Annotated in this window: 13 protein-coding genes; 1 reads left to right on the top strand and 12 read right to left on the bottom strand. The window is 71.6% G+C overall.

Annotation, left to right across the window (positions count from 1 at the left end; translation table 11 throughout):
• Positions 1–10: 10 nt before the first annotated feature.
• The 10 genes from IE251_RS38940 to IE251_RS38895 form a co-directional block, all read right to left on the bottom strand.
• Positions 11–6,823: an eCIS core domain-containing protein gene (locus tag IE251_RS38940; protein WP_189757679.1), complete on the bottom strand. Its 6,813-nt coding sequence runs from the start codon at positions 6,821–6,823 to the stop codon at positions 11–13.
• On the bottom strand, positions 6,820–7,104 hold the full coding sequence (locus tag IE251_RS38935) for a hypothetical protein (RefSeq protein WP_189757678.1): 285 nt from the start codon (positions 7,102–7,104) through the stop codon (positions 6,820–6,822). The genes IE251_RS38940 and IE251_RS38935 overlap by 4 nt, the downstream gene beginning before the upstream one ends.
• A complete protein-coding gene (locus IE251_RS38930) occupies positions 7,095–9,092 on the bottom strand; it encodes an ATP-binding protein (RefSeq protein WP_189757677.1) in 1,998 nt (665 codons plus the stop codon). Before IE251_RS38930 ends, IE251_RS38935 begins: the two co-directional genes overlap by 10 nt.
• 36 nt (positions 9,093–9,128) lie before the next feature.
• Positions 9,129–10,058, bottom strand: coding sequence for a Pvc16 family protein (locus tag IE251_RS38925; RefSeq protein ID WP_189757676.1), 930 nt, complete (start codon positions 10,056–10,058; stop codon positions 9,129–9,131).
• 136 nt (positions 10,059–10,194) lie between these two features.
• Positions 10,195–10,938 (bottom strand): hypothetical protein, encoded by a 744-nt coding sequence (locus tag IE251_RS38920; RefSeq protein ID WP_189757675.1) that lies wholly within the window; start codon positions 10,936–10,938, stop codon positions 10,195–10,197.
• Entirely contained in the window at positions 10,931–11,659 is a 729-nt protein-coding gene (locus tag IE251_RS38915) for a T4 family baseplate hub assembly chaperone (protein ID WP_189757674.1), read from the bottom strand. The genes IE251_RS38920 and IE251_RS38915 overlap by 8 nt, the downstream gene beginning before the upstream one ends.
• Before the next feature lie 39 nt (positions 11,660–11,698).
• Complete coding sequence (locus IE251_RS38910) at positions 11,699–12,223, bottom strand: phage tail protein (protein WP_189757673.1); 525 nt, start codon at positions 12,221–12,223, stop codon at positions 11,699–11,701.
• A 34-nt stretch (positions 12,224–12,257) separates the two neighbouring features.
• On the bottom strand, positions 12,258–14,117 hold the full coding sequence (locus IE251_RS38905) for a phage tail sheath family protein (protein WP_189757672.1): 1,860 nt from the start codon (positions 14,115–14,117) through the stop codon (positions 12,258–12,260).
• Positions 14,118–14,755: 638 nt separating this feature from the next.
• Entirely contained in the window at positions 14,756–15,295 is a 540-nt protein-coding gene (locus IE251_RS38900; RefSeq protein ID WP_189757671.1) for a VOC family protein, read from the bottom strand.
• 63 nt (positions 15,296–15,358) lie between these two features.
• Complete coding sequence (locus IE251_RS38895; protein ID WP_189757670.1) at positions 15,359–16,543, bottom strand: Gfo/Idh/MocA family protein; 1,185 nt, start codon at positions 16,541–16,543, stop codon at positions 15,359–15,361.
• Positions 16,544–16,825: 282 nt separating this feature from the next.
• Between IE251_RS38895 and IE251_RS38890 the strand changes: the two genes are divergently transcribed.
• Entirely contained in the window at positions 16,826–18,058 is a 1,233-nt protein-coding gene (locus tag IE251_RS38890) for an MFS transporter (RefSeq protein WP_189757669.1), read from the top strand.
• Between the two features lie 102 nt (positions 18,059–18,160).
• Here the strand turns inward: IE251_RS38890 and IE251_RS38885 are convergent, their stop codons facing one another.
• On the bottom strand, positions 18,161–18,508 hold the full coding sequence (locus tag IE251_RS38885; protein WP_189757668.1) for a hypothetical protein: 348 nt from the start codon (positions 18,506–18,508) through the stop codon (positions 18,161–18,163).
• A gap of 272 nt (positions 18,509–18,780) precedes the next feature.
• A partial coding sequence (locus IE251_RS38880; RefSeq protein ID WP_189757667.1) for an endo-1,4-beta-xylanase occupies positions 18,781–19,507 on the bottom strand: 727 nt, incomplete at its 5' end.

Genomic DNA, 19,507 nt, shown 5'->3' with positions numbered 1-19,507 from the left:
TTACCTTCCGTCAAGACGATCGCCTGATATAGGGGAAACGTTGCTCGAAGCGCTCCCTTATCTTAGCCTTCAGCTCCTCCCGAAGGCGCTCTTCACTCACCGAATCCGAGGTGTCCAGGTCGCGCGCCTGCACCTTGACCCACTCCTCGATCAGCCTGATTTCACGCTCGGCGAGCAAATTCCCATGATGAAGGTTCTCCAGCTTTACGAGATCCCTGTTCCTCTTCTCGACTCTGTTCCTCGCCCCCCGCTGCTCCTTCTTGTTTTCCCGCTGTTCCTCGGGAAGCTTGGAAATCTCGTCCTGGATCTGCCTGTCGAGTTCAGCACGGATCAGATGAGGATCGGACAGCAGGTTCTCATCGATCCCCCTGTTCATGGCCTTCCGAGTGTATTCCGCGACCTCCTTCTCGATGACTCCGATATCCTTGAGGTACTTCTTCCTCTTGAGCAGGGTGCCTCCCTTCGGGGCGCCCTGCGGCGACATCGAGTTCAGACCGAACACATAGCGGAACCACTTGCCCCGCTCGTCATGACTCATGCGTCGAGCCTGCGCGAAAAGGTCGGCCTGCATGGCGGCAATTACCATGTTCCCCGGATTTCGGTCACGCTCGACCAAATAGGATAGCGAGTTGTGCAGCGCGATGTCATCGGCTATCGAAGACGACCCCAGCGTCCGGCCCACTCCGGGAGCGCTTGCGAGTGCCTCACTGGCCTCCCCCTCGGCGCCGGCCGCATAGATCCTCTTCGCGATGTCCGCGTAGGTGGTCGTACCCTCTCCTTCCTCGGCCAGAGTCTGCCCGTTCCGGAACTTTCGCAGATACCATCCGCCCAGTCTCGTGCGGTGAATCTGCGATGCGCCCCAGTTCCAGATCTGGGTGAGGGTACGTTCCCGCTTCTGCAAAGCGATGACACGAGCGATGTCGAGATTCGTCGGAATGTCGAGGTGCCTTCTGTCCGAACCCGATGGCCCCTGGTCCGTCCTACCGTTCAGCTCGGTCCCCTTGACCTGCTCCGGCTCCCCCGCCCTGGCGAGAACCTCCCGCTCCAGATCCCGCACGTATCGAAGAATGGGTTCCGAGTCGATCGCCCGCCCGCGCACGACGAGTCGACGCGGGTTGAGAAGCGCCTCGTCCTCGAATTCATCTGCCCCCTGAACGGCCAGCGAGGTGAGCCTGTACCAGAGGCGCATCGAGGTCAGTGTGGCCTTGTGAATCGAACCGTCGACGCCTCTGGTGAGCATCCCATGGAGGCTGGGCCGGATTTTCGCCACAATTTTGTCGAGGCGTGCGTCCTTCGAATCCTTGGAATTCTCTTCCTTTTTACTGCGGTCCTTCTTCTCCTGCTTCTCCTTGTGCGGATCCTTGCCCTTCGGCCTGTCCCGCTCTTTTTCGGCCGATGATTTACGCGGACCCTTCTTCTCCTGCTTCGGCTTCGACTTTTCACGGTCGCTGCCCTTGTTGTGCTTCTCTCTCGGCTTCCCGCCGTCACCGTCCCGGTCTTTCGGGCGTCCGGGCCGGTCGCCGTCCTTGCCGGCTTCGGGCCTCGGCTGGGCGTCCTTCTCCTTGGGTTTCTTCGGGTCGTCGTCCCTGGTCCTGTTCGGCTCCGTGCCCTCGCCCTCGGGCTGCTTCGGGGCATTGCCGCCGCCCTTGAGCCTGGAGTCCTTGTCCCGGTCCCTCGAGGCAGCGGCATCCTTCTCGGACTCCGGCCTGCCCGCCGGTTCCGGCTCGTTCTTCGGCCTCGGGCGCGGCTCCGGCGCGGGTTTCGGCTTCGTGGACGGGGTGGGCCTGGTGTCCGGCTTTTCGGTGGGGTCCTTGGGGTGGCCGTTCCTGTCCTTGGCGGTGGGCTTCTCGGGATGGTCGTCCTTGGGCCGAGGGGTCTTGGGGGCACCGGGTGTCCTGGCGTCCGAGTCGGGCTTTCGGGCGGGAGGCTGTCGGTCCTTCGGCTTCTTCGGGCCCCGGCCCCCCGGGTCCTCCGCTCCCGCGCGCCCCCGGTCCCCCGGCTTGCCCGGCTTGTCGTTGGTGAGTTTCGCCGCGACGCCCCGCAGGCGGCGGCCCACCTTGGCGACGTACTTGCCGATCCCGCTGAGGAGGGCCTGGTAGAGGACCTCCAGGAGGGCGACCACGCCCGCGGCGACGGCCTTGGCGAAGAGGATGCCGGCGCCGCCCGTACGGACGGCCTTGAGCCAGGTGAGGACCGCGTCGAGGGAGCTGAGGATGGCGCTGAGGGCACCCCAGGCGGTGCGGATCGCGTCGATGACCGCCATCACCCAGCCGGCGCCGGGAATGAGCTTCGCGACGACCTTGGTGATCACCAACTCGCCGATGATCAACGGGAGTTGCGGAACTACCGCGTCCCACGCCTCCTTGACGATCCGGTCGAGGGAGAAGCCACCCTTGACGAGCTTGTCGATGATCGCCTTCGGGACGCCGATGATCTCCTGGATCTTCTCCTGGAACCATGCCTTGACGGCCGTGGACACCTCGCGGAAGAGGTGGTTCTTCGCGCCGTCCACCGCGGAGTTCTTCGCGCCGCCGAGCCAGCCGCCCGGGTCGGAGAGGAAGTCGACCGCGATCATCATCCAGGCGCCGAGCGCGTTCAGGAGCTTCGTGGCGAACTCCAGGACGGACTTCACCGCCTCGACGACCGCCTTCACCGCCGCCTGGAGCGCCTTCCTCAGGTTGTCCAGGAGGCTGCTGAGCAGCTTGCCGATGGCGTCGAGGAGGTCGGAGACCGCCTGCTTCAGCGCCTGGGCGAGCCGGTTGACCAGGGCGATCGCCGCCGAGATCAGGTCGGTGACGAACTTGCGGATCCTCGCGGCAAGTTCGATCACCGCCCGCACCATCGCCACCGCGAACTCGATCAGATCCTTGATGAGGTTCTTGATCGCGTCGACGATGTTCTTGCGGGCCTCGTTGATCCAGCGCTCGACCGTGTCCTTGAAGTTCTTGATGAAGCCGACGACCGCGTCGCGGGCCGCCCGGATGACCCGGACGATCGCGTTCTTGATCTCGATGACCTTCTGCTTGATCCAGTCGAAGGCCTTGCTGACCCAGTTGCCGGACTCCTGGACGGCGCCGTCGCGCTTCTGGTCCGCTTCGCGTTCGGCCTTGTCGCTCTCGTCCTGGATCTTCTTGTCGCTGTCCTTCTTCTCGTGGTCGACGTCGTCGTCGGTCTTCTTCTCCTTGTCCGCGACGTCCTTTCGGACCTTGTCGTGCCGCTCGCTCTTCTTGTCGCCCAGGGACTCGAGCTGCTCGTCCTGCTCCTTGCGCCAGTCCTCCCGCTGGGCGGTGACGTCGCCCATGGCCTTCTCGCGCTCGGCGGCCTGCGCCTTGGTGTTCGCCGCGATCTCGGCGTCGACCCTCTGCCGGTGCCTGTCCTGGGCGTCGCGGACGTCGCGGTCCTTGGCCTGCCGGCCCTCGGACATGCTCTTGGCGCCCTCGGTGAACGCCGCCTGGAACTGCGGGCCCCGCTCGTGCTCCGCCACCTCGGAGGCCGCCTCCGGGGGTACGGCGCCGGTCGCCCCGCCGCCGGCGGCCGCCGCGCCCCGACCGCCCCGTGCGCCGGGGACCTCGGCGGTCATCGTCTCCTTGGGCGCGTCCGGGTAGACCTGGTCCTCGCCCATCCGCCGGCCGGCGTCGTCCCGGGCGGTGCCGATCGTCTGTTGGCCCTTGGCGTCGACATGGCCGTCCTGCTCGCCGGCGGACCGCTCGGCCGCGCCGGTCATGCCGACACCCGGCGCGTCGCCCGCCCGGGCCTGCTTGAGGGCCTCGTCCTTGGTCGGCAGCCCCGCGAACTTAGCGGCCAGCGCCTGCGGATCCACCACCGGCTTGTCGGCGCCGAAGAGACTCGCGACACCGTTCACGATCTTGGCGCCGACGAAGCCGAGGGCCATCTTGAAGGTGTCCCACCCGCCGGGCTCCTCGGCCTTCTCCGCCTCGATCTGACCCTCGGGTTTCCGGGCTCCGGTGACCTCGGCGTCCTTCTGCTCCGGCGCCTGGGCTTCCTGGGGCTTGTCCTCAGAGTACTCCGCCGGGGCGTCCGTCCTCGGCTTGCCCCGCAGGGTCTGCGGGGCGCCTGCCGGGCGCTGCATCGAGGGCGGCGCGGCGGCCAGGGCCTGGTGCTCGTCGCCGACCGAGCGGTCCACCGCGCCGCCGACCCCGCCCATGGCCTGAAGTGCCTTGTGCGGCTTGAGTTTCGAGGCCGTCGCCAGGCCCGCCTCGGGGGACGCCCCGGAGAGGTCGGGCACCGGCGCGCTGTCCTTCTTGCCCTTGGGCCGGGCCGGGACGGCACCCGCGCCCCCACCGCCACCCCCACCGCCACCGCCACCGCCACCGCCACCGCCACCGCCACCGCCACCGCCCCGGGAGCCTCCCCCTCCGGCCGCCTCCGGCTCCGGTTCCGGCCTCGGCGCGGACTCCGGCTCGGCGGGCGATTCCGTGGCCGTCCTCGCCGGCGCCGGCGCGGCCTTCGCGGTGGGCGCGGGCCGCGGCGCCGCCGTCGCCGCGCGGGACCTCGGTGCCGTACGGGGCTCGGGGGCCGGTGTCTCGCCCGCCCCGTGCGCGTGCGCCGCGGGGGCTCCGGACGGCGTGCCCGGCGCCGTGGGCCCGGCGGGCGCGGCCGGCACGGAGTCCGGGGACCCGGCGCCCTGCGCGCCCGCTGTCCGCGGTCCGGCGGTCCCGGTCGAACCGGCGCCCGCGCCCGCATCCTCGGTCTCGGCGTCCTTCTGCGCCGACTGGCCGCCGGTCGCCTTCGGGGACTCCTTCTCCTGGCCGCCGGTCCCCTTGTCGCCCGCGGCGGCGGTGCCCTTCTCCTCCTTCGCGGCCGTCTCCCCCGCCGCTCCGCCGCCCTCGGAGGCCCCGTCGGCCCGGCCCGGCGCCTGCTGCACCGTGGTCTGCGCGGCGACCGGGCCCGCCTTGGGGTCGTCACCGCTCTTGGGGTCACGGGTCCCGGGGGCGGGCGGGGCCGCGGTGGCCTGTTCCAGCGCGGGTCCGGACGGTCCCGCGCCGTCCGGACCGCCCTCGGTCTCCCGCGCGGACGGTCCGGACTCGTCCGCCGGGCCGGGCACGGCCGTCTCCTCCTCCGGGCCGTCCTGTTCCTCCTCCGCGTCCTCCGCGTCGCGCTCGGCCTGTACCTGGTCCGCCCTGGTGGGCGGCGGGGCGGGGAAGGACGGGACCGACGACGACGCGGACGCGCCGGGGTCGAGGGTGTCCGCCGTCGGTACGGCGGACACGTCGAGGTCCTGCGCCGGCAGGAAGTCCTCGGGCCGGAGTTTGACGTCCCAGGCGCTCGGCTCCCCGCCCCCGACGTCGACCTCGGACTCGCTGCCGGAGCCGAAGGGGTCTTCGTCGGTGTTCTCCTCCGGGCCGTCGATGTCCTGGTCGCGTCTGCCCTCAAGGGTGCTGAACGGCCCCGGGAGCCGGGGGTCCGTGCCCGGAACCGCCGGCGAGCCGGTGGGCTGCTTCTGCCCGCCCTTGTCCTGCTGCCGCAGCTGCTGTCCGGCGACGGCGGCCTCGGCCGCACCCGGGCGGTTCCGCGCCGCGGACTCCTCCTTGCTCGCGGCGGGAGTCCGCGTCTCCTCGGTCTGTTCCCGACCGTCCGCGCCAGCCTTCCCGCTCTCTTCCCGCTCCGCCGCGGACGTCGTCTCCGTGTCACTTCGCCGTCCACCGCCCGGTGCCGCTCCGGAGGCGGCGGGCGGCGCGGCCTGCGCCTGTACGTCAGTGGACGCCGTCGTGCCCGCCGGTGCCTGACCCTGCGCCGGTCCACGTGGCCCGGGCGGCGTCTGCTTCCGCCTCCCGTGCGGCGCGTCCCCGCCCTGCGGCGTGCTCCCGTGCTCGGGCGTGCCGCCGTTCTGGGGGGTGCTGCCGGCCGCGCCCTGGTCGTCGGCCCGTTCCTTCTCCGGCCCTGGTGCGATGTCCGGCCGTTCCGCCTCGGCGCGCCGCTGTTCTTCTGCCCGAAGGGCCTTCTCCCGCTCGGTACGCACCTGTTCGGCGACGTCCGGTTCGATCCCGGGCGCGTCGTGCGCGTTGACCTCCAGGTCCTGGGCGTGGTCGTCGTACGCCCCGGTCTCCTCGACGAGGTCGAGCACCCGGTCGTGCTCCGGGGCCAGCAGACGGTTCTCCAGGCGGACCAGAACGCCGTCGAGCAACTCCTCGGGCAGGCGGGCCAGTTGCTTGCGGGTGCGCCCGGACAGGTCCTCCGGGTCGCCCCGCAGGGACCGTACGACCGAGTTGGCGAGCCGGTCGAGCAGGGTCGCGGGGTCCATGGCCTCGGCCCGGCCGCGGTCGGCGTGCACGGTGGCGTAGCGCAGCCAGCCGGGTGTGGACTGGTTCTCGGTGACCTGGGGCGCGGATGGCCCGGTCGGGGGGCGTACGAGGTCCTGGGCGGCGGACTCGGCCTCGCGTTCGATGGACTGCTGGGGCAGACTGACGGCGCCCGGTTCGCGACCGGCCCGCAAGGCGCCCAGGCCGTGCGGGTTCTGGACGGAGTGCAGCAGTTCGTGGGCGAGGAGGCGGCGGCCGTCGTCGGTGCCGGGCCGGAAGGCGCCCGCGCGGAAGAGGATGTCCTGGCCGACGGCCACGGCGTCGGCGCCGAGCAGCTCGGTGAGACGGCCGGCGTCACGGTCGGTGTGCAGGCGGACGCGGCTGAGGTCGTGGCCGAGCTGTTCCTCCAACTCCCTGCGCAGGCCGGGGTCGAGGGGCTGTCCGGCGCCGCTGACGATGTTCTTCGGTTCGGGCGTGCGGGACTTGGCGGCGCGTTCCCGGCGTTTGCGGCGACGCTGTTCGGCCGTCTCCCGGGCGGCCGCGTCCTGGGCCCTGGCGGTCATGGGGTCACCTCCCCGTGGCCGCTGAGCCCTTCGTGGACCGCGCGGGCCAGCTCCTGGCCGAGGCGGCGGGCCGACAGTCCGGCAGGCAGCGGGGGCAGGCCGGTGAGCGCCGCCACGGTCACGGCGCCGTTCGCCGCCAGCGGCACGCCGTGCTGCCGTACGAGGCGGGCGAGTTCGCGTTCGAAGGCGGCCGAGACGCGGGCCGGGTCGGCGTGGAAGCCGTCGAGGACCAGTTCGCCGATCTCCACGCGGATCGCCGAGGGCCGCCGGTTCACACCCATCCGCGCACCTCCGCGGGGGTCAGTGAGCGCTCCAGCTTGAGGTATTCGGTGCGGGCGGCGGCGAGCATGTGCCGCATCTGCAGCCGGTCGCCCTCCTCGGCGGCGAGGAACGCCCCGGACAGGGCGATGTTGCGGATGGAGCCCCCCGCGACGGTGAGCCGGGCCAGCAGGTCCGGGTCGATGTCCTTGAGCGGGGCCTGCGGCGGCAGCACGCGGCGCCAGATCTCGGCGCGCTCGTGCTCGGCGGGGAAGGGGAAGTCGACCACGAAGCGGATGCGGCGCAAGAAGGCCGTGTCGAGGGCCTGCTTCATGTTGGTGGTGAGGATGGCGAGGCCCCGGTATGCCTCCATCCGCATCAGCAGGTAGCTGACCTCCAGGTTGGCGTACCGGTCGTGGCTGTCCTTGACCTCGCTGCGCTTGCCGAACAGGGCGTCGGCCTCGTCGAACAGCAGCAGGGCGCCGCCGCGTTCGGCTGCGTCGAAGACGCGGCGCAGGTTCTTCTCGGTCTCGCCGATGTACTTGCTCACCACCTGGGAGAGGTCCACGACGAACAGGTCCAGGCCGAGTTCGTTGGCGATGACCTCGGCGGCGAGTGTCTTGCCCGTGCCGGAGCCGCCCGCGAACAGCGCGGTGACACCGAGCCCCCGGCGCAGGGTGGCGGCGAATCCCCATTCCTGCAGCACGGTCGGCCGCCGGCGCACATGCGCGACGATCTCACGGAGCACAGCGGTCTGACGGTCGTGCAGCACGAGGTCGTGCCAGCCGGCCCGGGGTTCTGTCCGGCGGCCGAGTTCGTCCATGCCGACGCGGGCCTCCTCCAGTCCGGCGCGCCAGGCGAGTCCGGCGGCGTCCGCCTCGTCCTCGTACGGCAGCCGGCGGCCCACGGCGGCCGCGGTGGAGCGGATCACGTGCGGTGGCAGCTGGAACTGGGCGACCAGGGAGCGCAGTTCGCCGTCGGCCAGATCGGCCACGCCTGTGAAAGCGTCGGCCCAGAGGGCGAGTTGTTCGTCGTCGCCCAGGCGCGGCACGGCCACGCGGGTGCCGGGCGGACGCCCGGCGGGCAGCGGGTCCTGGCTGGAGACGACGACGGGGACGGCGGCCCCGGCGAGGAACGCCTCGGTGGCCGCGCACTGTTCGCGGTCCAGGTCGCCGGCCTCCACCAGCAGGGCGGCGGGCAGCAGGATGGCCTCGCGCTGCCACAGCCGGGCCAGCCGGTCACGCTCGGCGGGGTCGGCCGGCAGGTCCTCGGCGCTCATCGCGTACAGCCCCAGCCCGCAGCGGGCGGCCGCGGTGGCCGCGAGCTCGGCGCGGCCGCGCGGGTCGCCGCCGGTCACCTCGACCACGGGTGGCGCGTCGGGGCCTCGGCCGTCGTCCCGCCAGCCCTCGGCGAGCCGGTTCGCGGCCAGGTCGTACGACGGCGGGAGCGTGGCCGGTGGGGTGGTGCGGCGGAGTCTGCCGTGCAGCCGGGCGTCGAGGTAGGGCGAGTCGAGCAGGAAGTGCAGGACGCGTTCGTCCAGCCGGATCCGGGAGACGGTCAGCCGGGTCTCGTCGTCCAGTTCCACGATCCGCCAGCGGCGCAGCGGTGCCACGGGGGTGAGGGCGCTCCAGTGCGGTTCGCCGAGGGCGGCCAGGGCGAGGGAGAAGGTGGGGTACGCGCGCCGGGGGTCGCCCGCGGCCGCGGCGCACCGTGCGCCGGTGGTGGGGTCGAGTTCGTCGGCGGCGGTGAGCAGGACCAGGTCGCGTTCGAAGGGGGTGAGTCCGAAGAGGGCAACGAGGGCGTCGAGCGGGGTGGCGAGGGCGGAAGTCGGGGCCGGCTCGGGGGCCGGGGCGGGCTCGGGGGTGAGGGTGGTGCCGGGGCCGTCCTGTTCCTCGGTGGAGTGGCCCTGGCCGGTGCGGGCGGCGTGGGCGTCTACGCGGGCCAGGACACGCCTGATCCCGGCGGTCAGCGTGGTGCCGCCGCCCGTCGTCGGCTCCTTGTCGTCTCCCATGTGTTCACCTGCCCCCGTCGGGTCGTCCGTGCCGGATCAGTCGTGGTCGGTGTGCTCGGTGCCGTCCGCGTCGCGGTTCGTCCCGCGCGCGGGCGGCCGCGCCGCCTTGGCCGCTCCAGACGTGCCCTTGCGGGCGCGCGTGGACGTCTTGGCGACGGCCTTGGGAGGGGCCTTGGCGGGGGCCTTGGCGACGGCCTTCGCCGGGCTTTTCGCCCCGGTCTCGGCCGTCTTCGCCGGCGCGGCGGCGCCCTGCGTCGCGGTCCGGTCCCCGTTCGCCGGCCGGGTGTCCGCCGCTCCTGCCCGGTCCTCCCCGGGACCGCCACCCGTCCCCGTCCCGGGCGGCACCGGCGCCCCCGGCGCGCCGTACGGCAGCACGCGTACCTCCGTCCGCTCGACCGGCTTGGCCGGCACCGGGGTCTCCTGGCCGTCGATGAAGATCAGGGATGCCTGGTAGACGACGGAGAGGGCGTAGGGGGTCTGGTAGAGCATCCCCCACAGCTTGGAGGTCTCGTCGACGTCCATCACGTTCGGTGTGAACCGCACGCGCTGCGCCGCCTCCGCGAGGTCGCTGCCCGCCAAGTAGGGCTTTTCTCCCGCGAGTTCGATGATGTCCTTGGGCAGGACCGGGATCTCGTGCAGGGTGCGCACGACCGAGCCGAGCAGCCGTTGCCCGACGAGTTCGGTCTCGTCGCCGTACGCGCTGATCACGTAGTTGAGGTCGAGCGCCGCCCGCGCCCGGCGCGTGAGCGTGCCGTCGGGTGCGCGGGTGGGCAGGTCGTCGTTGCGTCGCGAGGAGTTGGGGGTGACCTGGTAGAGGAAGACGGAGATGGTGGGTTCGGCCGGCGGTTCGGTGGGCGGCTTGCGCGGCTCCACCTTGACGGCCATGTCGATCTCCGGCTGGAGGTGGGACTCGATCAGCAGGGCGAGGGCCTGGCTGACATGGGCGATGGCGAGTGCGTTGCTCATGACGTCCGTTCCCCGTCCCTGTCGTCGTACGACTCCCTCGCGTCCCGGGGTTCACCGGCGACACCGCTCACCGGCACTCCTTTGTCCACCGATGTCCCCTGGTCCGCTGTCGGCCGCTCCCTGCCCCGGCCGGTGCTCACTCGCGCTCCCGGGCCAGGTAGTCGGCGAGGCTGAGGGTCGTGCGGGGCCGTTCGGCGGGGCGGGTGCCCGGCCGGGGACCGGTGCGGGCGGACGGCTGGGCGGCCGTCACCTCGAGCCGGCCGATCTGTACCCGCACGACCTGCTCGGGCGTCCGGCCGGCGCGACGCCCGGCGGACCGCCGTGCCGCCGTTCGGGCCGCCGTCGTGTCCGCCGCGCCGGGGCGCGCCGCCATGGGCACGACGGCGGCGGGAGCGGCGCCCGTCCCGAGGGGGGCGGGGGCGGATGCCACGGTCCGGTCCGCGTCCGTCTGCGGGTCCGGTCGTCCGGTGCCGCGCGCGGTGGTGCGGGGTGCCGGGCGGGGTCCGGTCGTCAGGGGGCCGGCGGGGCGCAGCAGCCGCGTCTCGGGCCGGGCGGCCGCGGTTGCCCGGCCCGGCTCGGTTCCCGTGCGGGCAGGTTCGGTGCGGACGACGGTCCGTCGGTGTTCCGTGTGGTGGTGGATCTCGGTGGTGGGCCGGGGGTCGTCCCGCCCGGGCGCGGCCGAGGAGGGGGTGGCCGGCCACACGGTGTCTGCGGGGTCCGGCTCCGGGGTGCGGGGCCGGACGGCCTCGACGCGTTCGAACGGGCCGGGCAGCCGCGGCCGTACCCGGACCGTGTCCGGTGCGGTGGCGGTGTGCCGGGCGATCAGCCGGTCGAGGAAGTCGGGCGCCCCGGCGGGGTCGGTCACGGAGGAGTCAGACATCCGCACACAGCTCCAGGTAGTAACGGCGGCGCAGCGGGCTCAGGGCCAGGATCTCCGGCTCGCTCCAGCCGTAGGCGGTGGCCAGCAGATGGACATCGAGGAGTGTGTCCCTCGCCCAGGAGTCGAGTTCGGTCCACAGGTAGGAGGCGATGTCGAGTTCGGCCCGGGTGGTGGTGCCGCACTCGGGGCAGCCGACGTTGAGCGTGATGTCGGCGCCGGGGTCGGCGGCCTCGACGGCCTCGGCGATCCGCCGCTGTAGCGGCGGCGGGAGGAAGCCGGCGGTGCGGGGCGCCCCGTCGTGGGCCGCCGAGACCAGGCAGCGTGCGAGCAGCGCGGTGCGCGGGTCGGCGGCGCGGGCGGCGGCCGTGAGGTCGGCCGCGGCGGGCAGCCGGAAGGCGACGTCCCAGCCGTCCTCCGTCAGCCGCACGACCTGCCGCGCGGGCCGGCCCAGGGACCGGGCGAACTCCCCGGCGTCCAGGTCGAACTCCATGTCCGCGCCGCACGCGCGGCAGTCCAGCCGCACCTGCATCCGCTCCCCGAACAGGGCACGGCGCAGGGCGAGCAGGTCGCCCTCGCGCTCGCCGAGCGGTACGGCGGGCAGCGCCGTGGCGTCGAGGTCCGGGCGTGCCGTGCCGTGCAGCAGCAGGGCGCGCCCGGCGGGCGCCTCGGCGAGGCCCGCCTCCCAGGTGGCCAGCAGCGCGGATGCCCCGGTGTCCGCCATCCGTTCCCCCCGCATCCTCTCGTCTCACCGCGCCTTGCGTCAGGCCGGGTTCACGAAGGAGGGTTCCTCGGGTTCGGGCACCTCGTAGTCCCGTTCCCAGCCCTCGCATTCGAGTTTCAGCGACTGGATGGCCACCGCGTTGGCGTTGGCGTCGAGTTCGCCGAGGACCTGGTACTCGCTGGGCCAGGTCCGGTACAGCTTGTGCGAGACGGCGACCTGCCCGGCCTCGTTGAGGACCTGGATGACGATGTCCTTGCGGAAGTCGGCCAGGGAGACCTCCGAGCCGAGGCCCGCCCCGACCTGCCAGACCTTGTTGGCCCAGCGGTCGAACTCGGGGTCGTGGGTGACACCCCGCTCCAGGGTGATGCCGTCGAACTCGGAGCGTCCCGGCGACTTGCGCGGGGAGCTGGGGTCGCCGCCGTGACGGTGCTTGACGACCTCGGTGGTGCGCTTGAGCGGGCTGATCTTGCTGATGCCGGCGACCGTACGACCGTCCCACAGGACCAGGAACTTGAAGTTCTTGTAGGGGTCGAAACGATGGGCGTTGACGGTGAACTCTGCCATCGGATTCCTTCGGCTCTCCGGAATTCCCGCGGGACTACAGCTCGAACTGGCCGGACGTCTGCTGGATCTTCACGATCACGAACTCGGCGGGGCGGACCGGTGCGATGCCGACCAGGACGTTCACGACGCCGTTCGCGATGTCCTCGTCGGTGGTGGTGTCGCTGTCGCACTTGACGAAGTAGGCCTCGCGCGGGGTGCCGCCCTTGAACGCGCCCTGCCGGAAGAGGGTGTGCAGGTACGAGGAGGCGGCGAGCCGGACCTGCTGCCACAGGTTCTCGTCGTTGGGCTCGAACACCACCCATTGCAGGCCGCGTCGGAGGCTCTCCTCGACGTGCAGGGCGAGCCGTCGTACGGGCACGTACTTCCACTCGCCGTCCAGCGCGTCGGTTCCCTCCAGGGTGCGGGCGCCCCAGACGGTCGGGCCGGTCAGCGGGAACGAGCGCAGGCAGTTGACGCCGAGCGGGTTGAGCAGACCGGTCTCCCGGTCGGTGAGGTCGACGGTGAGGGAGTGCACCCCGGCCAGCCGTGCCTCGGTGCCGGCCGGGGCCTTCCACACGCCGCGCTCGGCGTCGGTGCGCGCGATGACGCCGGCGACCGCGCCGGAGGGCGGGAAGGCGCGCAGCCGTCCGGTGAGCGGGTCGGTGAGCCGGAGGTGCGGGAAGTACAGGGCGGCGTGGTTGCCGCGGACCGCGTCGAAGGCGGCGGCGCCGGCGCGTGCCGTGTCGGCGCTGCCCCAGGTGGAGGGGGCGTCGACCAGCAGGAAGATCCGTCGCTCGGCGCACAGTCGCTGGGCGGCCGAGACGACGGTGAGGATGTCCTCGGTCTTCTCGTACGAGGCGAGTTCGGGCAGCACGAGGAGGTTGACGTCGGCCACCTGGCGGAGCGCCTGGATGCCGGTCTTGGCGGCCTCGGAGCCGATCAGGTCGCCCGGGCCGGGCGCCTTGCCGTCCTCACCGCCGGTCAGTGGGAAGACGGGCGGGTTGACGGACGCCTCCAGGCCGAGATCGTTGGCGCATTCGCCGACGAAGCGGACGACGTCCTCGGGGTCGGCGGAGCCGGCGACGACCTGGAGGCGGCGGCCGAGGACGGTGACCTCGGTGCCGGCGAAGGCGTGCTTGCCGGGGGCGTCGGGCAGGGCGCGCAGCTTGCGTTCGAGCAGCAGCGCCAGCTCGGCGACGGAGCACGGCGCCTCGCCGTCGCAGTCGGGGTCGTAGAGGGTGAACTCGCGCTGCACCTCGCCGATCTTGACGGTCAGGTCGACGGCGAGGTCGGGCAGGCGGTGGCCGAACGGCTTGGAGACGGTGCCGGAGGGGTCGGGGCGGCCCTCGCCGACCGCGTGGACGCGGATCAGCCGGGAGCCGGCGTTGACGACGGTGGGGGCGTGGCGACCGCTGGCCGGGTCCATGGACAGCCCGGTGAAGCTCTCGCGGGCCTGGCCCCGGGCGTCGTGGACGCTCAGGTTGAAGGTGTCGTCGGGGTGGGGGGTGTCGTGGTCGACGGCCAGGCGCAGGCCGTTGCCCCATACGCCGGGCTCCTTGGCGTGCACCTCCAGGACGTCGCTGTCGCTGTGTCCCTCGGTGGACTTCAGGGTGACGCGGGCGGCCTTTCCGCTGCGGGCCTTGGCGACACGGACGACGACGGCGACGGTGCCGCCGTTGCCGAAGAACTGGTGGACCGCGTAGCCGACCGCGCTGCGCGCGCTGAGGCCGCCGAAGCGGCGCTCGTATTCCGCGAAGCTGGTGACGCGCACCGGCTCGTTGAGCGGACCGCGCCGGGTGTGGCCGACGAACGCGGTCACCGACGTGGTCAGGGTCGAGATGGTGCGGGTGCTGCTGGGAAGCTCTTCGACGTAGACGCCGGGATAGGTCGGCCTGGCGGCGCTCACCGAGCTCATCGGCTTTCCCCCTCCTGCCCCTGTCTCGGGCACCGGGCAATGGCACCAAGAGGCAGGCGGCAAAGAGAAAGGGTCCGTTCCGGCGCGCGGACGACCTCACGTAACCGGCCGGTCAACGCTGGGCGTGCACACGCATCGATTTCCCCCGCCAGTTCCCCGTCGGCGGCCGGCCGGCCGGGGCAAGCAACGCTTGTGGCTCCTGATGCTCGTAGACGAATCAACCTTGGGGCACGGACAGTTCGGGCATCAAGGCGCGTTCCGGCCACCCCAAAGGAAAGTTTCGTGAACGTAAATGCCCGGTATTCTCGCACTACGCCCGCATGTCATCGACAACAGGCTCGAAGGATCTTCACAGACAATGCCGAGGGGATATGAAGATCATATTCCGGTGTGCTTCGAACCGCGCGCGGAAAGATCCGTAATTCCGCCACGCGCGCATTCTGTGGTGGCGGGTTCCGATGTTTACAGCGGCACGGACGAAAGACCCGCCGAGCCGGGGCGCGGGCGCCGGGGGCCGGGGCCGCGGTGCGGGGAGGTCGCCGGGCGGGCGGTGCCGGCCGTCATCGCGCCCGCCACGCCTCCCCACGGATCACCGGCGACCCGGATCCCGGCGCCCGGCGGCTTCGTGACGGAGGGGATCAACGCCCGCCAGGCTGGTAGAGGCGGGTCGTGGTCTCCCTCTCGTAGGACATTCCCGGAGGCATTTTGATGAGTTCGAGCTGCATCCCCCAGGGAGAGAGGAAATAGACCCAGCTGTCGCCTCTGGTCGACCCGGCCTCCAAGGGCTGCGGCTCGCCCAGTATCCGCACACCGGGCTGAGCCCGCAGATAGGCCACCGCCTCGTCCATGTCCTCGACGTGGAGGGCCAGATGGTGGCCGCCCCAGTCGCTGTTGCGCGGCATCTCCCTTCGCTGGCCGGGAGCGGAGTACTGGAACAGCTCCAGGTTGGTCACCGGGCCGAGCCTGAGCATGGCCAGGTCCATCGCCGCCTTCCGGTCGACGCCGAGGTATCTCTCCATCCAGTCGCTGTCCGGGAATTCCACCGGCCCGAGACGGTAGGCGAGTTCCGCGCCGAGCACGTCGACGAAGAACGCGACGGCCTGGTCCAGGTCTGGAACGGTGTAGGCGACGTGGTGCACGCCTGACGATCCGGGAATTCCTCGGGTCTTGCCGTACACGGTTTCCTCCGTTGTGCTGTCCGGCCGGCGGGTGGCCGTCGAAGCGAGAGCGGGTGGGTGTGGTCAGGCCAGGGCGGAGAGCTCCGCGGGCTGCCGGTAGCGGTCGCCCCACAGGCGGGTCGCGGAGGGGGCCGGTACGTCGATGTGCTCGTCCGCGGTCGCGGCCGTGGCGAAGCGGAGGCTGACGTCGAGGATGTGGAGCGAGAACTCCGCGCCGAGCAGCGGCTGGTCTCCCGTCAGCACCGCCCGGGCGAGGTCGGCGACGCCCGCGCCGACCGTCAGGTCGTGCGCCTCGTCGTCGTATCCGTGCTCCAGCGCGGGCAGGACGAAGGGAAGCCGCTCGGGCTCGGCCAGGTACCCGGTGTCCCTGCCGGTCGTCCGTACCCGGCGGCGCAGCGTGACCGGGCTCGACGCCTGCCACACGTCGTCGACGGACAGCACGCCCTCGTCGCCCACGACGAGCAGGGACTTGTCGGCGGGCGCCGCCCAGCCGATCGTGAGGCGGCACGCGGTCCCGTCGGCGAAGCGCAGCGCGCCGAACGAGGTCTCGGGCGCCACATCGGCGACGACGCCCTCCCACTGGTCCGCGAAGGGGGTGACGGTCTGGCCGGACATGCGCACCACGGGGCCGAACATGGCCGTCAGCCAGGTGAGGAGGTAACCGGCGTGTTCCAGCACGCAGCCGTTGGCCACCTCCTCACGGTACGGCCAGGGGACTCCGCGCTTGCTGCGCCAGTCGCGGTAGGCCATGAACGCGAGCGGTCCCATGTCGAGGGAGGCGTAGGCGAGCCGCGGTGTGCCCACCACTCCGTCGTGGACGGCCCGGATGAGGGTCTGCGCCGACCGGCTGAACACCGTGGCCGGCGCGCTGCACAGCAGAAGCCCGCGCTCCGCGGCGAGCGACGCGAGTTCCCTCGCCTCCGCCATGTTCGTGGTCATGGGCTTCTCGCAGTACACGTGCTTTCCGGCCGACAGGGCGGCCCGGTTCACCGTGTAGTGCTGGGCGGTCGGGGTGAGGTTCACGACGATCTGCACCTCGGGATCGGCGAGCACCTCCTCCATGCTGCCGAATAACCGCCCGCCGTACTCAGCGACGAAAGTTTTCGCTCGCTCCCCTTCGGGGTCATAGGCGCCTATGAGGCTGATTTCAGGATAGTTGGGCAGCGTGGGGCCGTAGAAGTCGGCGGCATAACCGCAACCGAGGAAGGCCACGCCTACCCGCTTGCCCCCGCCCGTGGAAGTGGGCATTGCTCCTCCATGTTCCTTGGAATGACGTGCGGAGAGTCCCCGTAGAGGACATCCGGAAGACAGCCAACACGTCCTCCGTCCGCCAACTCAAGGATCGAAAGAGTTTCGGCTGATTCCGCGCTTCTGGCCAAAAACAAGGCAGTTCACCGCCGTTTACGGGGTGTTTACAGAAATTCGCTTGCACGAGCCACGGGATCATGCATTCATTGACGCCGCCCGGCCTTGTTTCCGGGATCCCTCCCCGGCCTCCCCGAGTGCCGGATGAACCAGACAGGAAAGGCAGTGACAGTGCCCCTCACCGGAACGGGAACGCCCATACGCACCTCGACCGCCGTGGTCGTGGTGGTCGCGCTGGCGCTGGCGCTGTTCTCCCTGAGCACCGTGGAGACCCTGCCGGTCGGTCTGCTTCCGCTGATCGCCGACGATCTGGGGGTGTCCAGAGCCTCGGCGGGCCGCCTGGTGACCGGATACGGGATGGTGGTGGCCGTCGCCTCGGTGCCGTTGACCCGCCTGGTCCGCCGTGTGCCGCGCCGTACGCTGCTCTGCGCGTTGCTGGCCTTGTTCGTCATGGCGAATCTCGTCTCCGCCGCGGCCCCGGGCTACTGGGTGCTGCTCGCCGCCCGTGTCACGGTGGCGCTCACCCACTCGGTGTTCTGGTCGGTCATCGCGTCGACCGCCACCGCCCTCTTCGCTCCCGAGGTGCGGGGCCGGGTGGTCGCCGGGCTCTTCTCCGGTCTGTCCCTGGCCTCCGTGGTGGGTGTCCCGGCCGGAACGTGGCTGGGCCAGCAGACCGGTTGGCGGATCCCGTTCGTGGTGATGAGCGGGTTCGGATTCCTCGCCCTCGTCGCGGTCGCCGTCCTCCTGCCGTCCGGGGCCGGCGAGGAGGGTGACGGCGCGGCCGGCGCCGAACCCAGCCGCCGCCGGTTCCTGGTCCTGATGGCGGCGACGGCCCTGGTCATCTGTGGTGTCTTCACCGGCTACACGTACATCACCGTGTTCCTCACCGACGTGACCGGCCTCCCCCAGTCAGCCGTGGCGCCCCTGCTCCTCGGCTCGGGCGTCGCCGGGATCGCGGGCACCGCCCTGGCGGGTGCGCGTGTGGACCGCCGCCCTCGCGGCACCATGGTGCTGGCCGTGGCCCTGCTGACGGCGACGATGTTCGGGCTGCGCCTGCTGGGCGACCGGTCCGTCGCCGCCGTCTGCCTGGTCGCGCTGCTCGGATTCGCCATGTCCGCCATGACGACCGCGCTGCAGAGCAGGATTCTCCACGTGGCCCCCGGGAGCACCGAGATCGCCTCGGCCGTCGGCTCGTCGGTGTTCAACGTCGGCATCGCCGGCGGCTCCCTCGTCGGCGGCCTGCTGCTGCCCACCGGTCTCGGGGTGCGGGGCGCGGTGCTCGTCGGCGGTGTGCTCGCGGTCGGCGGCCTGGCCGTCCTGCTGTCCGAGTCATGGGTGGTGCGCCAGGGGGAACGACGGGCCGCCGTCCGCGGCGGAGTGCCGGACCTGTCGGCGTAGCCGCCGGCGAGTTCCTCGTCGGCGGTACGACGCCGCCGGGTGGTCGCCCTGCCCGGCGGGACTGGGGCACGATCGCTCAGGAGGGTGACAGCCGGAGTGGTGTCACGAGGTCAGCGTGACGTGCCGGGCGGTGTCGGTCGTGTCCACACACTCCTGGTACGGATTCGGGTCGCCCTGCTGTTCCTGGCAGCGCCAGACGGTGCCGTCCGAGGACACCACGGTGACCGCTCCGCCCTCCCGCAGCCCGGCCTTGGTGTAGGCCCCCGCCACCCGCAGGGCGGCTCCGCAGTCCCCGGCGCTGCCGGCGGACACCGCCAGCCCCGTGGTCCCGTCCGTTCCGCAGACGACGCGCGGTGCCTCGGGACCGCCGGCCTCGGCGAAGGCCGCCGTCGGGGCCGAAAGCCCCAGCACGACCAGGCTCACCAGTGTCGCTGCCCCCGCTGTTCCCATTCGGCTCATACGAGTTCCCATGATTTCGGTAGTGATCCGCACGACGCTGCGACCGGCCCCAGGAGTGGGCCGTGAAACCCACGGTCAAGGACCGGGCACGGACCACGATGAGCCCGCCCGTCGAACATCGCCACTCGAACACCCATATGGCCTACAGCCGGTGTCAGGCCGCGGAAGACGATCCCGCGGCGCTCGACGGCGGAGGCGTTCCGCGGCGGCTCGGCCGTACGACCCGGACGGGGGTCGTACGGCCGAGGGGAGGCCGGCGCGGCTCAGGAGACCGTGCACGCCCCGATGACCGGGGCCGTGGAGCTGCCGTTCTTCATCACGGTGAAGCCGAAGCTCGTCGACGTGCCCGCGGCGAGGCTGCCGTTGCCGTTGGGGCGCATGGTCATGACGTTGCCGCTGCCGTCCCAGGTGGGTGTGCCGTTCCAGGTCGCGGAGATCTTTTGCGGCGAGGTGACGGTGACCGTCGTGGACCAGCCGCTGATCGGGGAACTGCCCGCGGTGATGGTCACCTTGCCGTTGAAGCGGTCGCTCCACTCCTCCTGCTTGCTGTAGGTGGCGGTGCAGGTGGCGCCGCCCGGGGTGGGCGTGCCGCCGCCGGAGGAGCCGCCGAGTGTGGTCAGGACGGCGGTGTACGCGGGCTTCTTGTTGTAGTTGGAGTCGAAGAGCAGCGGGGTGCCGCTGGCACGCCAGGAGTATGTGTCGGTGATGCCCCAGACGGTGATGCCGGTGCAGCGGGTGACCGCGAGGCAGGCCTTGACGACGTTGGTGTAACTGTTGGCCTGTGCGGTGCCGGAGCCTTCGATGTCGAGTTCGGTGATCTGGACGTCGACGCCGAGGTCGGCGAAGCGCTGGAGGTTGGCCTGGTAGTCGGAGGGGACCGGGGAGTCGCTGTTGAAGTGGGACTGGAAGCCGACGCAGTCGATCGGTACGCCGCGGGACTTGAAGTCCTTGACCATGTTGTAGACGGCGTTGCTCTTGGCGTTGACGCCG

Source organism: Streptomyces eurythermus (assembly GCF_014649115.1).
GTDB lineage: Bacteria > Actinomycetota > Actinomycetes > Streptomycetales > Streptomycetaceae > Streptomyces > Streptomyces eurythermus.
The sequence above is the reverse complement of the archived record's forward strand: the minus strand, read 5'-3'. Positions and strand labels throughout refer to the sequence as shown.

What these genes read in the sequence shown, in the direction of transcription:
- IE251_RS38905 (WP_189757672.1), bottom strand. Translation starts at nt 14,117, where the DNA reads ATGAGCTCGGTGAGCGCCGCCAGGCCGACCTATCCCGGCGTCTACGTC.
- IE251_RS38920 (WP_189757675.1), bottom strand. Translation starts at nt 10,938, where the DNA reads ATGTCTGACTCCTCCGTGACCGACCCCGCCGGGGCGCCCGACTTCCTC.
- IE251_RS38935 (WP_189757678.1), bottom strand. Translation starts at nt 7,104, where the DNA reads ATGGGTGTGAACCGGCGGCCCTCGGCGATCCGCGTGGAGATCGGCGAA.
- IE251_RS38910 (WP_189757673.1), bottom strand. Translation starts at nt 12,223, where the DNA reads ATGGCAGAGTTCACCGTCAACGCCCATCGTTTCGACCCCTACAAGAAC.
- IE251_RS38940 (WP_189757679.1), bottom strand. Translation starts at nt 6,823, where the DNA reads ATGACCGCCAGGGCCCAGGACGCGGCCGCCCGGGAGACGGCCGAACAG.
- IE251_RS38885 (WP_189757668.1), bottom strand. Translation starts at nt 18,508, where the DNA reads ATGGGAACAGCGGGGGCAGCGACACTGGTGAGCCTGGTCGTGCTGGGG.
- IE251_RS38930 (WP_189757677.1), bottom strand. Translation starts at nt 9,092, where the DNA reads ATGGGAGACGACAAGGAGCCGACGACGGGCGGCGGCACCACGCTGACC.
- IE251_RS38895 (WP_189757670.1), bottom strand. Translation starts at nt 16,543, where the DNA reads ATGCCCACTTCCACGGGCGGGGGCAAGCGGGTAGGCGTGGCCTTCCTC.
- IE251_RS38915 (WP_189757674.1), bottom strand. Translation starts at nt 11,659, where the DNA reads ATGGCGGACACCGGGGCATCCGCGCTGCTGGCCACCTGGGAGGCGGGC.
- IE251_RS38925 (WP_189757676.1), bottom strand. Translation starts at nt 10,058, where the DNA reads ATGAGCAACGCACTCGCCATCGCCCATGTCAGCCAGGCCCTCGCCCTG.